The 15117-nt window shown below is 43.4% G+C and carries 9 protein-coding genes; 4 read left to right on the plus strand and 5 right to left on the minus strand.

Translation table 11 applies throughout. The features are described 5' to 3' along the window. Nucleotides 1–3 precede the first annotated feature (3 nt). Nucleotides 4–1323 (plus strand): cytochrome ubiquinol oxidase subunit I, encoded by a 1320-nt coding sequence (locus tag CPIN_RS13035; protein ID WP_012790271.1) that lies wholly within the window; start codon nucleotides 4–6, stop codon nucleotides 1321–1323. Between the two features lie 12 nt (nucleotides 1324–1335). Then, nucleotides 1336–2355, plus strand: a complete 1020-nt coding sequence (locus CPIN_RS13040; RefSeq protein WP_012790272.1) for a cytochrome d ubiquinol oxidase subunit II — start codon at nucleotides 1336–1338, stop codon at nucleotides 2353–2355. 90 nt (nucleotides 2356–2445) lie between these two features. On the opposite strand, the gene CPIN_RS13045 is transcribed toward CPIN_RS13040, so the two are convergent. Next, the gene (locus CPIN_RS13045; RefSeq protein WP_187294762.1) at nucleotides 2446–2868 is read right to left on the minus strand and encodes an immunity 22 family protein; all 423 of its coding nucleotides are present in this window, start codon (nucleotides 2866–2868) and stop codon (nucleotides 2446–2448) included. 795 nt (nucleotides 2869–3663) lie between these two features. Here CPIN_RS13045 and CPIN_RS13050 point away from each other — a divergent pair. Next, nucleotides 3664–5076, plus strand: a complete 1413-nt coding sequence (locus tag CPIN_RS13050) for a right-handed parallel beta-helix repeat-containing protein (RefSeq protein ID WP_012790274.1) — start codon at nucleotides 3664–3666, stop codon at nucleotides 5074–5076. A gap of 86 nt (nucleotides 5077–5162) precedes the next feature. On the opposite strand, the gene CPIN_RS13055 is transcribed toward CPIN_RS13050, so the two are convergent. Further along, nucleotides 5163–6503 (minus strand): DNA/RNA non-specific endonuclease, encoded by a 1341-nt coding sequence (locus CPIN_RS13055; protein ID WP_012790275.1) that lies wholly within the window; start codon nucleotides 6501–6503, stop codon nucleotides 5163–5165. A 226-nt stretch (nucleotides 6504–6729) separates the two neighbouring features. Between CPIN_RS13055 and CPIN_RS13060 the strand changes: the two genes are divergently transcribed. Continuing rightward, nucleotides 6730–7788, plus strand: a complete 1059-nt coding sequence (locus CPIN_RS13060; RefSeq protein ID WP_012790276.1) for a serine hydrolase domain-containing protein — start codon at nucleotides 6730–6732, stop codon at nucleotides 7786–7788. A 56-nt stretch (nucleotides 7789–7844) separates the two neighbouring features. Here the strand turns inward: CPIN_RS13060 and CPIN_RS36605 are convergent, their stop codons facing one another. The 3 genes from CPIN_RS36605 to CPIN_RS13075 form a co-directional block, all read right to left on the minus strand. After that, complete coding sequence (locus tag CPIN_RS36605) at nucleotides 7845–11657, minus strand: TonB-dependent receptor plug domain-containing protein (RefSeq protein WP_052306796.1); 3813 nt, start codon at nucleotides 11655–11657, stop codon at nucleotides 7845–7847. A 241-nt stretch (nucleotides 11658–11898) separates the two neighbouring features. After that, entirely contained in the window at nucleotides 11899–12399 is a 501-nt protein-coding gene (locus CPIN_RS13070) for a hypothetical protein (protein ID WP_148230563.1), read from the minus strand. 5 nt (nucleotides 12400–12404) lie between these two features. Next, complete coding sequence (locus CPIN_RS13075; protein WP_012790277.1) at nucleotides 12405–14945, minus strand: hypothetical protein; 2541 nt, start codon at nucleotides 14943–14945, stop codon at nucleotides 12405–12407. Between the last annotated feature and the right edge of the window lie 172 nt (nucleotides 14946–15117).

The raw sequence follows: 15117 nt of genomic DNA on the forward strand, positions 1-15117 counted from the left end.
TACATGAATGATTTCATAGCTGCCAGGTCGCAGATGGCACTGTCTTTAGGCTTTCATATCGTATTCTCCTGTATCGGTATGGTGATGCCTTTTTTTATGGCTGTAGCGCACTTTTACTGGCTGAGAACAAATGATGTTGTATACAGGAATATTACCAAAGCATGGAGTAAGGGAGTGGCAATCTTCTTTGCTACCGGCGCCGTGTCAGGAACCGTATTGTCTTTTGAATTGGGATTGCTGTGGCCTGAGTTTATGAAACACGCAGGACCCATCTTCGGGATGCCTTTTTCATTGGAAGGGACTGCCTTTTTCATAGAGGCCATTGCGTTGGGTTTCTTTCTATATGGATGGGGAAGGTTTAACCGCTGGTTTCACTGGTTTACAGGTGTGGTAGTAGGTGTCAGCGGACTGGTATCTGGTATACTAGTTGTGGCTGCGAATGCCTGGATGAATAGCCCTGCGGGATTTGACTACGTCAACGGACAATACCTGAATATAGATCCGATCAAAGCGATGTTTAATGATGCCTGGTTTTCTCAGGCATTGCATATGTGTATAGCGGCGTTTGCAGCAACGGGGTTTGCCGTAGCGGGTATACATGCGCTCATGATTCTCAAGAAAAAGAATATCCGTTTTCATACACAATCCTTCCGGATCGCGGCCGTGTTTGCGTGTATAGCAGCGTTGCTGCAACCGCTAAGCGGAGATATTTCTGCAAAAGATGTGTCTAAAAGACAGCCTGCTAAGCTGGCGGCGATGGAAGCCCATTTTCATACAGAAGCAGCGGCGCCACTGATACTGGGTGGAGTACCTGACGAAGAAGCAAAGGAAGTAAAATACGCGATTAAATTACCCGGAATGCTCAGCTTCATGGTACATAGCAATTTTGAAACGCCTGTCAACGGACTGGATAAAATACCTGAAGCGGATCATCCACCGGTAGCAATTACACACTATGCGTTTCAGGTGATGGTGGGAATAGGAATGCTGTTGTTACTGATCTCTGTGTGTTATTTTATCGCTATCTGGAAGAAGAGAAGCTGGATGCAGCAGGCCTGGTTCCTGCGGGCATTCGTATTGGCCACGCCTATGGGGTTTATTGCTGTGGAAGCAGGATGGACAGTGACTGAAGTCGGCCGTCAACCCTGGATCATCAATGGTATCATGCGTACCGCAGATGCCGTTACACCGATGCCGGGTATTGCCTATTCTTTTTACATCTTTACAGCAGTCTATATCTCCCTTTCCCTGATCGTGACTTTCCTGTTATACAGGCAGATCAGGATGGTTGGTAAATTATATGATGTTTCACCGTCAGCTTAAAACTTCAGTATCATGATCTATGTAGTGATTGCATATCTATGGGCAGCTATTCTGCTGTATATCTTATTAGGCGGAGCTGATTTTGGCGCGGGCATCATCGAGATGTTTACTTCTGCAAAGAATAAACAATATACACGTACCACCATGTACCAGGCAATCGGTCCGGTATGGGAAGCTAATCATATGTGGCTGATCATAGCCATTGTGGTACTGTTTGTAGGCTTCCCGCAAATCTATACGACGGTTTCTACGCATCTGCATATACCATTGGTGATCATGTTGTTTGGTATCATCGCCAGGGGAACCGCCTTTACTTTCAGGAATTATGACGCTGTGGTAGATAATATGCAGAAGGTCTATAACAAGATTTTTGTGTATTCCAGTTTTGTAACGCCTTTCTTTCTGGGAGTAATTGCTGCAAGTGCCGTATCTGGCAGAATAGATACCAATGCAGGTGATTTTCTTTCTGCGTATGTATTCAGCTGGTTGAACTGGTTTTCCATAACAGTAGGCTTCTTTACGGTGGCTATTTGTGGTTATCTGGCAGCTATCTTTATTATCGGGGAAACAAAAGACGATGCAAGTAAAGTACGTTTTATCCGGAAGGCCAAACAGATGAATGTGGCGGCAGTCGTTTTCGGTGGATTGGTGTTTACCGCTGCAAAGGCAGAAGGTATTCCGCTGGACAAATGGTTATTTGATAATACAGTGGGAATAATGTCGCTGACAGCGGCGGTGCTGTCCCTGATCCTGCTCTGGTACCTGTTACTGAAAAAAGGGAAGGTGTATATCATCCGGGTATTGGCAGGTTTCCAGGTGACCATGATCCTTTTAGCAATTACTTTAAGACACTATCCCAATATTGTTATTCTGAAAGGAGGGAAGTATCTCTCCCTGATGGAACACGCAGGGCAGGAGCGGACTATTTATTCACTGGCAATGGCATTGCTGTTAGGCAGCATCTTTATCCTGCCGGCTTTATTTTACCTGATCTATAGTTTTCAGAAAAATAAAGGTCAATGGGATCATTAAAGAGAAAGAACAATGGAAATTAAATAAAGAAGGGCTTACGTATTGTAAGCCCTTCTTCGTTATTACCTTCTTTTACTGCTACCAGTATATTTACTGGTTTTCGATCTCAAATTTAACCGTACCAATAAAACTGAATGGCAACTGCCGTTGGGGCATGTTGGCCAGGGTGAATATATGCTCGTTGATAGCGCCATATCGGTCCTGTTTTCCATACAGGAAGATAATGGTGTTGTGGTGATATAATATGTCATGGTTAATCAGAGGAGTAAGATCATCTTTGAAGTATTCACTAAAGGATACCCCATTAATAATCTCTTCAGGTTTCATCGCGTTGGTGAAAGAAGCATGTTCAAGGAAGTCGATGTCGAAGTGCCTCATGCCTACAGCGTCGCCAAATGCTGAAAGGCTGTTGCCATCTTCATCGTACTTTACTTCAAGATAATTCCGCAGTTCTTTCTCATGGTTAAAATTTGCCAGCCAAACCGCAACAACATACTGTGCTTTCGTCATCATATAAAGTTGTTTTGCTGAATAAAAAGGCATGTAAAACCTTGCTGTTTTATATGCCCGTTATATACTGTAGTGCTTGCAAAAACGGTTCCAGATGTATTAGTAGTTGATTATTATTGATTTATGAAGACAAGCGGAGTGTACAAGCATAACAAAATGTATAGTTGCTACAGGCAACTTTTAATAATGCTTGGATGATATATATGCTGATCATAAGAAACACGCAGAAAATAGACGGCCCATATCAATAAGTGTTAAATACCCATCAACCCTGAGATGCATGGAGATTAATTATGTATTATATATTTTGTTATATATTCTTTCACGTTAGAGAAACTAACTATTTTTAATACTCTCGTCTACGTTATAAAACTACTTTTTTATATGTGTTCGGCTGCATAGTAGACCGACTTGTCTGTTCTGTCCGCTGGAAAGTTTATTTTATAAATAATTAACACATTAAGAAAAATTACGTATATTTATTTTGTATATTAGATATTGATATTCTGGTATTTGGGGCGAAAAAAAACTTTTATTACACACATAATATTTTAACTTCGCTCCCGTTTTGGAGAAAGTACTTTTGCAGTTTTTTGAAAACTTTTAAAAAAAAAGGGGGTATTGTTATCAGTTAAAACGCATTGCAGAGAAAAAATGCTAATATTTAGAGAAAAACTTTTGGCCGAACAACATTAAGGGAAAATTTAATATTTAAAACCATATCATTATAGCCGCTTGCAGGGGAAAAATATGCAAGGAAATGCGGCTTGCCTGAACCATAACATTTATAGAAGAACCATGAAAATTAGACATGACTACCGCCGGCATGCGCTTATTGCCGCTGCAACACTCCTTTCGTTTATTGTGGGATGTAAGAAAGAGACAGACGAAAGCATTGACAAGACTATCGAAAATTCTGAAACAAGTGTCACCGCTGCAACAGGCAGGACATTCACACTGGGGCCGGACGCAAACGGACGACTGGTTATAGACAACAAGAGTGGTACTTACAAAGCCGGAGACATTATTAATCTGAAAGGAAACTTCAAAGCGGTTTTCATTTCTAACATGAGCGGTACAGCAGCTGCTCCTATCAAAATCCAAAATGCTTCTGGTACAGTTGCTACCATCGGTGATCCTTCCTGGACTGGATCTAGCGGATATCCTGGCGCATTCTCATTTGACAATTGCCACTATATCAAATTAGGTAGCCCTAATGGCAAAAACTATATGGTTATCAATGGTGCTACCACTTCAGTAAGAGAAGCTTACTTCAACATTCACCTGGGCAAACATACCGACAACTTCGAGATCTACAACCTGAGTATGAACAACGGTGGTACCGGTATCGTCGCTAAAACTGAACCTGTAAAAGGAGATGCGTCTACTGCATATCCAAACTCTACAATGTACAATTTGTCTATCCACGGTATTTCTATTAATAATACCAGGAACGAGGCAATGTACATCGGTCACACAGCTACTTACTGGGACCTGACTGCCAATGTACCTTACTATGGTGCTACTTCAGGTATGACTGCCGGTCACCAGTATGTTGAGCCAATCAAATGGTACAACGTACTGATCTACGGCAACACCGTATCTAACAGCGGTCTGGATGGTATTCAGACAGCAGCTATCGACAAACTGGAAGTACATTCCAACGTTGTTACCAACTGGGCTACACAGCACAATACAGCACATAATGGTGGTATCCTGATTGGTGGTCGTACTACTAACACCAATACCCACGATAACATCGTTCGTAATGGCTGGGGTGAACTGTATCAGTTCTACGGTTCAGGTACAGTACACGTTGTTAAAAACAACCTGTTTGCTGATAACGAAAGTGACGGTGTGAGCATGAGAGGTGCAGGTGGTGCAGCCGTACAATTCGTAAATAACACAGTAGCAAACGTAAAAGGTAATACCCTCCGTATCAACGGTTACAGCGGTCAGACCGGCAAGAACATCGTTAACAATAACGTATTCATTGCTCCGCTGAAAGGTGTGGGTACCATCTACGCGAAATACTACATTTACCTGGAAAATGGTGCAGTTGCAACTGAAGGTACCGGCGCGCTGGCTAACTTCAAATTTGCTACAATCGCAGCTTCTGGTGTATCTGCTACAAACTACTATCAGGTTACTAATACATCGAAAACCGGCGGATTGCTGGTTGGTTATGTGAACTTACCTGGAAAACTGTAAGTCGACTAAGAATTAAAAATGAAAGAGGAAGCCTTGTCCCGGCATAAGTCCAGGATGAGGCTTCCTTTTTTATTTTAATCCTTTGTTTATAAATTGTCTACCTGTGCCTCTATCACCTGCTGTACGTTGGTAGGTAAACCCGACAACAGATCATATCCTGTAGCAGATTCAATCGCATCAACAGTAGTCCGGTAGCTCTTCCAGTCACTGCTGATGCTGTTGATATTAGGAGTATTAACAGCAATCACACGGGTAGAAGTACTGATACGACTGAGGTCATTGTTACCGTCAGGGATCACAATAATCACTTTCCATACATTAGACGGTACCGTCACATGACCATTATCGATTGAGGTACTTGTACCGCCATTGCTTCCCGTACCGCCAGTGCCATAGTTGCCCATAATTATATATACCTCATTACCTGCAGTTACCAGCGAACGGATATATATTTCCAGGTTATTCCAGGTCTGCTGATTATTCTGTGGCGCCTGTGGAATCATATTCGTCATCAGGAATGTAGAAGAATTTGCTGCGACAGAAGAGGTTCTGTCTCCTGAAGGACAGTTATGCCCCCTGTCAAAGCCACTACCGGAATAACTGCCGGAACCTACCTGGTACCAGCCCGTAGGCAAAGCAGTGTTAGGGCGGAAGTCGTCCTGACGGGAGGTACTCCCTACATCACCGCTGTTCAGGTGCCAGCTTACCCAGTTCGGTGTACTTCTCGCGTTATTGTAAGAGAAGCTGTAATAGGTCTGGTCTACCAGATAGTTGGTAGGAAACGCGATACTTGCCATAGCTCCGCTTGGATTACCTAGCAACAGGTGGCTGTTATCGCCAGCACCGGTACCGCCACCAGTGGTATTAATGGTAATGTTATCGATGTTGATACGATTGCTGCCACCGGATACTTTTCGTATGGACAGGCGAACATTGCCTGTTACATTTACGTTGAAAGTTACCGTCTGCAGACTTGTAGACGAACAAGTGACAGTACTGCCTGTCTGCGTGTAGGTACTACCATTGTTAGTAGAGATCCAGAGTTGCCAGGTACTGCTGCCGTCTGAGCCGAATACAGCATGCGCAATGCTGATGGTATTGGCGCCGGTGGCATTGAAGTTCATAGTAATAGATCCCGTGTTACGAATACGTGCAGAAGCAACGCCCGTCTTGGCATCTGTAGACAGATTGCCGATCAGTGCGTCGTCGAAATTCCAGCTACCGCTGCCAAGCGTTACATTGGTGGCCGCATAGGCAGCTTTGGTGCCGGATTCAAAATTTTCTGAAAGTGTGATTGCTTCGACAGTTGCTTCCCGGGTGTCAGTAGAAGATGGCGTTGGAAGTGTCTGATTGTCATCCTTTGTACAGGAGGCAATGAATGCGGAGAAGACTGCTATCCAGAGCAGCCGGCGAGTGAGGGTTCTCATATTAATGTGGGTTTAATCTGCCTAAAGGTATGTATTCATATGTGAAGGAAGGGGTACGCTGGCATTAGTTTTCATTAAAATAATATTAGTTAAAGAAATGCTAAAACCGTTTATCTGCCTGAGTCCGCAAATTTTCTGCTTCACCCCTAAAAAAAATCCAGTTGGCACGAAAATCCTTGGTGCAACTTATATAATCTCCGTATATATGTAATGAAAATCTTAAAATATGAAATGGCTACTTTTTTCCACCAGTCTCATCTTCACACTCTGTACCAAACAACCAGGACTAACACCTGATCCTGTTAAATATGATTTCACTAAAGTAGATACTTACGTCGACGCACATGTGAAAGAATATAGTAACGCTGTTGCAGTACTCGTATCAAAAAATAACGCTGTTATTTATAAGAAAGAAGTCAACCTGGATATTACACAGCCGCGTATCATCGCTTCAGCTTCTAAATGGTTGTCTGCTGCTGTAATCATGTCCCTGGTGGACGAAAAGAAACTTTCACTGAATGATACCGTGGGTAAATTCCTCCCCCTGTTCACTGCGTATGGTAAAGGAAATATTACAATCAGACAGCTTTTTTCGCATACCTCCGGTTTTCCCGGCGACTCTCCGCAGCGCTATGAATATAGCAAAGATCTGCCGTTGGCAATAGCAGTAGACTCATTTGCGCGCTATACAGATCTGATTCATAAACCTGGAGAAGCGTTTAACTATGGTGGTGTGAGTATGCATATTGCCGGTAGAATAGCGGAGGTAGTGAGTGGAAAACGCTGGCAGACTTTATTCAACGAACGGATCGCCAACCCCTGTGAAATGCAGGCGAATTACATCCTTGTAAGACCAGATAATCCGCTCATAGCAGGTGGTGTACGCACTAGTGCCAGGGACTACCTGAACTTCCTGGAAATGCTGCTTAATAAAGGTATGTTTCACCAGCGTCGCATCCTGAGTGAAGCAGCTGTTAAAGAAATGCTGCAGGACCAGACCGCCGCTGCCGTTATTGAGAATACGCCTTATCCGCTTAATCCTTATACGCCATACAAAACAGAAGAAGTGCGTTATGGTATGGGTAACTGGAGAGACGTAGTTAATGCAAATGGAGTGGCCGAAGAAAATAGCAGTCCGGGTGCATTTGGTGCACATCCCTGGATTGATGTGAAGCACCATGTAGCAGGTATTATATTTACACGTACAACGCCTAAAATCAGCAATACATCCAGTTTAAAGATCAGGGAAATGATCCGCAATATACTGGATGGTAAGCCTGTATAAAAAAGGGGCCGTCCGCTGAAGGTGGACAGCCCGTTTGCTATTACATTACAACAGTATTAAGGTTCGATGGTAATTTCGGTACCTGCATTCCAGTGCTTGAATTCCGGGGTATAATACAAATAGGTGGTGCTTGCCTTTCCTTTGTATTTACCGGCTATTTCAGCCTTCAGGTCGAAGTTCACCTTCTTGGTTTCTTCTGGTGCAAAACCCATCCAGTACAATACCAGATAGTTGTCAAATATCTCATAGTAAGCGATCTGTCCCTGCTCCATCATTTCTTTTAATTGCCATGGCTGTACGGTCAGACCGGCAGGAATACCCACTTTTACAATGCTCATTGGCTGAAGGATATTTTTGATATTCTTCACTGCCACCTGCATCCTGACAGTTTCTCCTACTTTCGTCTGACTGGTAGATAATTCAGTCGCCAGTTGCAGTTCTGCCTGAGCGTCATTAGGTGGTAAGGATGTGAAATAAGCCAGTTCCAGCTGATAAGGCGCATTGGCTTTCTCATCCTTATATTTGATCGAGAATGTATTTTCTCCTTCAACGATATTGTTAATGGAAGATGTTGCGCTGGCGCCGGCATAAATAGTTTTGTTATTCACTTTTATTTCCATCTGCGAACCTGCTATCTGATCGCCTATCAGTTGCTGATAGCCGCATATTGCCTGTAGTGCCAGTACGGTGCCCTGTGTAGAGCCGTATCCGTAATAGCTCTTCTGTTTCATGATATCAGCAATCAGATTGGAAATGCTACCTATGTCAGGCGTTTTTTCTTTCATGAGCGCCAAAGCATACAACGCCATGGTCTCTACACGTAAGGAACTGCTCCTGGAGTTAACCACGGTTGTTGTGGCATTCAGTTTCGCTTCTTTGGCTGCAGCCAGCAGTGTATTAAAATCATCTGCACGGCCCATATTGCTGGCTGCCAGTGCCATCATCGATAACAGATAAGCATCGTTGCTTTCCAGCGCTTTTTTAACAGCGGTTTCATATTCCAGTTTGATCTCGTTTTTGATACCGGAAGCAGTTAGTGCATATACGATGTAGCAATTTGCGATTTTATCTGGTACTGATGCAAATGCGTCCAGTCCCTGCTTATGGATATTGAAGGACCCTTTTTTATCTCTGCGTCCCAGCAGGAATTGCTGTGTGCGTTCCAGCATACCTTTGTCCACTTTAATGAACTCATTCATGGCTGTAAACTCCAGTAATCCGTAAGCTGTTAATGCCTCATGAGGCGGCGTGCGGCCAAACCATTCAAAGCCATGTTCCGCTGTCTCAAAACCTATCAACCGTTTATAGCCGGTGATAAGATAGTCCATCGCTTTTTGCTCTGCTGCTGTATGTTTTTTAGCCGAAGAACGCAGTAATTTCAGAATGTAGATATTGGGATAAGTAGTAGAGGAGGTCTGCTCAAAACAACCATATGGCTCCCTTAACATGGCTTCTACGTCACTCAACAGACGGTCTTCCATCTTTGTAAATACCTTCAGTTCGGTAGCCAGTGTTCCTTCAAGCATATGATGGATGGTGAAATTGGTTTCTTTTGATCTGTTGCCCGATATTGTCGTGGTCACAGGGAAACCTTTACTGGTGACACTGACTGGCAGATACAGACTTTCCTTATTGTCTCCCGCCATTACTTTACAGGAAAAGGATCCATTTGTCGCAGTACGTGCCCTGACAGTAACTGGTACCTGAACGGCACTATCTGATGGAATGTTGATGGTGTCAAGGTAAGGTCGCAGTTCAATATCGCCGGAAAGACTGATGTCAATTTTGGCGGTGATGGCTTTGTCCGTATTGTTTTTTATTACCAGCGGAATTTGTACAATATCACCAGCAGTCATGTAAGGAGGCAGTTTAGCGTCTACTGTCAAAGGAGATTGTACTGCATATGTCTTTTCTGCTCGTCCCAGCTTACCATTGAAGCCGATACCTTCTGCGATAGCGCGAAAAGTAGTATTGGCGTCAGAGTTGTAAAATTCCACACTGGCATCTCCATCTTTATTGGTCTGTACAACCGGATTCCAGTAAATCGTTTCCCGGAAATCATCCCTTTTTGTCGTATTGGGAGACAGGTATTTGGGAGCATAAAAGTGTTTGGCTATCGTATATTGATCTTTTTTAAGTTGTACTGTCTGTGATGCATAGTAATCGGTGCGTTCCAGGTTGAATACAATAGACGGGCGTTTATTGTTTTTGGAAGTAATCAAGATGACACCATTAGCGCCTCTGCTACCATAAATAGCTGTTGCGTCAGCATCTTTGAGTATTTCTATATAATCAATATCTTCCCGGTTGACTATATCGGATATTTTTGATATCGGTACGCCATCCAGGACTATCAGCGGTTGATCGTTTTGGGGTAATGATGAAACACCTCTGATCACTATGGTCGCTCCGCCAGCACCGGTCGGCCTTGTGACTTCCAGGCCCGAAACCCTTCCCTGCAATACAGAAAGCACATCGGTGCTTGTAAGATCCTGTGCTTTAACTGTTGTAATGGATCCTGTTATCATGCGCTTGGTTGTCTGATTATACGCCACCACAACCACTTCATTCAGACTACGGTCATTCATTTTCCCTATAGCGAAATTGTCAGGCTTATTTGGCGCCTGTTTTTTTTCTTTAAAGACATCCTCCATCATCTCTACTTTATCTTTATTCCCTCTTTCTGCCAGCAGCGGTGGTGGCAGACGATCGTCTTCAAAAGGGTCTTTTACCTTTCGGGCGGGGCTAGGGATATAATCCACGCCCTCTCTTAACAACTTAATACTGACAGGTTCTCTTTTGCGGGCAGAGGAGGCCAGTAAATGATAGCTGAACGCAGAGGTAATATCTGTAAAGAAGAAAACCCCATCATCTGCTGTTGCCTGCTGAATAACCTCGCCCTGATCATAGTTGTAACGATTAATACTGCTCAGCAAATAGACGGTTGATTTTACAGGCTTACCGTTTTTATCTACAATCACACCAGTGATAATATTATTGAGGTCGGGGCTAAATTTAGGTCTGCCTGTTTTTTCCAGGTAGTCAATGTAATCAAAGTAACGATAGCCATTGGTCAACATCACCAGATCCAGTGCCGGAATGGCCTTTTTTTCCTCATCTTTGAAGTAAAATTGAGGCTCTTCTACCTTACCATGTAATTCGGAACCCATGAGTAGCCAGGAGAGAATATGGTCCTGTTTATCATCAGCCAGTGACCACAGTTTATCATCCATTACAGCCAGTGAGAAATTAGAAGCCACCGGCTTACCGGCTTCGTCCAGCGTTTTTAAATGTAAGGTGACTTTCTCTCTTGGTTGATAACGTTCTTTGTCAGCAGTGATCTTTACCTGTAGTTTTCTGTCAGGATGCAGGAATACAAGTCTCTCTGCCAGCGGAAGCCGCGTATTGGTTGTAATCGTGAACCGGGCTATACCGACAGGGAACTTTTCTGCATCTACCTCAACGACCTGTGTGCCTTTCCTGAGCGATAATTCCTGAAGATAATGCACGTCATTCTTGCTTTGTCCTACCAGTTTTACATTTATATCCCGGGTTACTGCAATATTGAACTGCAATAACTTCCCTTTTTTACTCACGTTCATCACAAGCCCTTGCTTCGCGGCAGCAGGAAGATCAAAATGTTGACGAACGCCGGCAGGCTTGGCTAATACCGCTCTGTATTTTTTGCCTGGTTCTGGCGTGAATGCCAGCTGTCCCATACCGTCATGAAAGCTTTCAAACGTAGCGACGGTATTGTTGTTATCGTCCTTAATTTCGCCTTTTACATCAGCTGGTTTGCCAAATTCATTAATGGCTTTGAAGGCTATATTGGTAGATAATCCATCTACCAGGGTGCCACCTTCCGGCATAAATTGCAGGTCGACTTTATTCAGTACGATAGGGATGCTTCTGGAGATAGCTTCTGTATAGCCGTCAAAATTGATCGTAATATTTAGCAGGCCGTCATTGGTCTCCAGGTCAGCCGGTAGTTTGAATCTGACATCTGCCTTCCCCTTGCTGTCGGTCTTAAAAGTACCTGTCTTAACAGCTTTACCTCCCAGTGATACCGTGAATTTGGTTTCATATCCGGTGATAGGACGATCTGCAAGACTACGGATAGAATAAGGCGCTTACTTCATCTCCCGGGCCATACCCTTTTTGAGGAAAGTCCAGTTTCATCAACACACGGGGAGCAATCACCTTTTGAACAGTAACCTCTTTTGTAAACCAGGTGCTTTCTTTCTCATTTTTCATCCAGGTGGTGTATGCCCTGAGCTTATAAATACCGCCATTGGCGGATGCGTCAAACTTATAGTGACCTGTTGCATAGCCATCCTCCACATGATAGTTGTGTGTTTGTATAATATTTCCCGCAGGTCCTACGATCTCTACGTACACAACGTTGCTTAGTACAGAGATGAACTGATTTTTTGCGTTCACCAGGTAGATCTTGAAAAAAAGGTCCTCGCCTGGTTTGAAGAATACGTGACTGGTTTGTATGTAGATCTTTTCTTTATTGTTGTTATAATCTGTAAGCTGTGCCGTTGTTTTGCCACCAAAGGAAAGCAGTACCATTATCAACAGCTGCAATGCTTTTATATTGAACTTCATGGGTCTTAGAATTGATAGGTAACATTGAATCCATATGTCTTTACAGCGGGAAGGTTGAAGAAATCAAGTCCTGATGTATTGGGTTGATCATACAGCAGCTGATCAGGACCTGCTCCTTTGTAAGGAGACCATAAAAGAATATTATTCACATAAGTGACGAGCTTAAGCTGCTGTTTGTTTCTGTTCAGATTGATCCTGTAAGTAAGACCAACTGTATTCAGCCGCAGATAGTCCGCTTTCTGCACATATTGTTCTGCCACTCCTGTGATGCCGTATCTGGTCCAGCGATTCGTTTCAACTCCCTGAGAGGGGTCGTAGAATTTTACCGGTATTTCATTGATATGTCCGTCCGTACTAACCCCTTTGAACACATATCCGGTAATATTCCTTTCTGCTGCGCTGTTGGCGGAGCGACCGTAATAATCCAATACGGCCTGTGTACCATTCCACACCTGGCCACCCTTTTTCCATTCCAGATCAGCTCCTAAAGCAAACCATTTCCAGTTAATGTTATTGCTCCATTTGGCTACAAAGTCGGGAATCGGATTGCCTACTAATGTTGGACTCGGATTCACCAGCGGGAATCCGTCTGCTCCAATGACCATATTTCCTGCCACATCCCGCTGATATGCATTACCTACGATCACACCCGGCGCTTGCCCCTGAACCAGTGTTTTATGTACATTACGGAAGCCTGCAATAGGGGTGAAATTATATCCTTCCCGTACTTTAGTGACAAGGGTACGATATGAAAAGACCGATAGAGAACTGTTTAAATAAACATTTTTAAGCAGACGTTTGCTGGACACGCCGAACGTCAGGTCCATACCCTTTGTGCGCAGATCCGCCAGGTTTTTTAATACTATACCGCCATTTTCGAAAACAGGATAAATATCATCATATATGTTTTTGATATAAAAACTGCTTGTCAGTGAGAAATTGCGTCTGTGATACAGATTGAGATGAGCATCCCATTCGCGGTTATTGATGGTGCTCACTCCACGGAATCCGCTGACTTCGTTTACCGGACGGAATCCGGATATGTCGCCCACTGAATATTGTAAAAGATTGGTATAGTTCATCGGTTTATTAATGGCCAGCTCTCTGCTGATCATATGATAAGAAGCTGAAGCATTCAAGGTCAGTACGCGTAAAACATTTTCCAGTGTGATACCCATGTCCACAGAGGGCAACAGGAACTTATTTTTCACAGCAGTATTGGAGATATATCCCTTGTTACCGGCATTCAGTATGACTGTCACATTTCTTGTCTTAAATTTATTGACTGTATTGATGAACAGATCATGAGACGAGCGTTGATAATTATAATTGCTGTTATCAGGCTGATAGCGTATCCGGGTGTGTTCGCTGTTAAACGTATGAGAGAACTGGATTCTTGACTCAAAATCATTGTTATCATACTCAATTTCATGTGCTGCCTGTGACTGTAACTGATAGTTAAGATCTCTTTTGCTTCTGTTGGTATATTGTCCGTCTGCCCATGCAAATGTACCAGGGCGATAGCGTTCTGTATGCTCCTCCTTTACCTGTTGCAAGGTTTGGTGGATCTTTGCATACCAGTGTTGTTTTTCTAATACCAGTAGCAGACTACCATTATGCTCCCTCCAGTTGTACTTATTTTTATTATCTCTCAGGAGGTACCATGGATTATCTGCCATATCACTGTAACTGCGTTGTCCTTCTCCCAGTGTTGTACCCTGCTCATTACTGAAGCTGACAGGGGTTAATATTGCATTTTGATAGGCTCTGTTCAACAATCCATTGCGATTGGCTGTTGTGCGTTCCTGTTCGCTGTACAGGTAAGTACCTTTAATCGTCAGCCATTTGATACTAGTACCTAATTCAGTTGCCAGGCTATTGGATGATCCTTTATTGTCCCTGATAATTAATTGTTCGTTACCGTGCCCCAGTTTTAACCCGAAATTCCAGCTACGTTTCCCATAACGATATAATTCTGATAGTATTCTCAGCTGATGGGATTGCACCATGGCCGTCCTGAAAATACCCTCCCGATAGGGGTGAGCGGAATTACCATTACCCGTTCCGGCGGGTACCAGTTTCCCTGACTGGTCATAGGGGTAGCTGCTACCGTCAAATTCAAGTGATGACAGTGCCGGACCGTAACTGAACATTTCTCCAGTTTCCGCTCCCCTCCATGTCAATGCTCCGTCAGATGATCTGCCTTGTGCATAATCGTTTTGTAATCCCGGTAGCCGGTTGTGGTTTTTGAATTCAATGGTACCACTATAACTCCCCGATAACTTCAGGGTACGGGGCCATACAGGTGATATCTGCATAAAGCCATCTGCAATCTTCAGACGACTAATGTGCGTACCAGGCGAAAACTGACCTTTTAGCCTCAGCATTGTATTCCGCTTATATGCTACTGAATCAACCGGATCAATGCTGCTTCTCAGTTTTCTTACCTGCTCGGTATAATCCTGCGATATGATGGGGTCAACGCTGGTGTTAACCTGAGCAGCAAGCACAGTTGGTAAAAAGAGAAGGAGTATAGTTAATTTCAAGGGTATCAGTTTTTAAGTGACATAAATATAGATTTAATTCTACTGTTGGTTGATCTTCCGGGGGTATGATGCGCGTTTGTTAAAGATTCCATAAAACGGCATATAAATAATTTAAGTTACTGATTATTAAGTTGTTAATAAAATAAGCCCGACTCAGTATAACTGGCCGGGC

Origin of the sequence: Chitinophaga pinensis DSM 2588, from assembly GCF_000024005.1 — a bacterium.
GTDB classification, from domain to species: Bacteria; Bacteroidota; Bacteroidia; order Chitinophagales; family Chitinophagaceae; genus Chitinophaga; species Chitinophaga pinensis.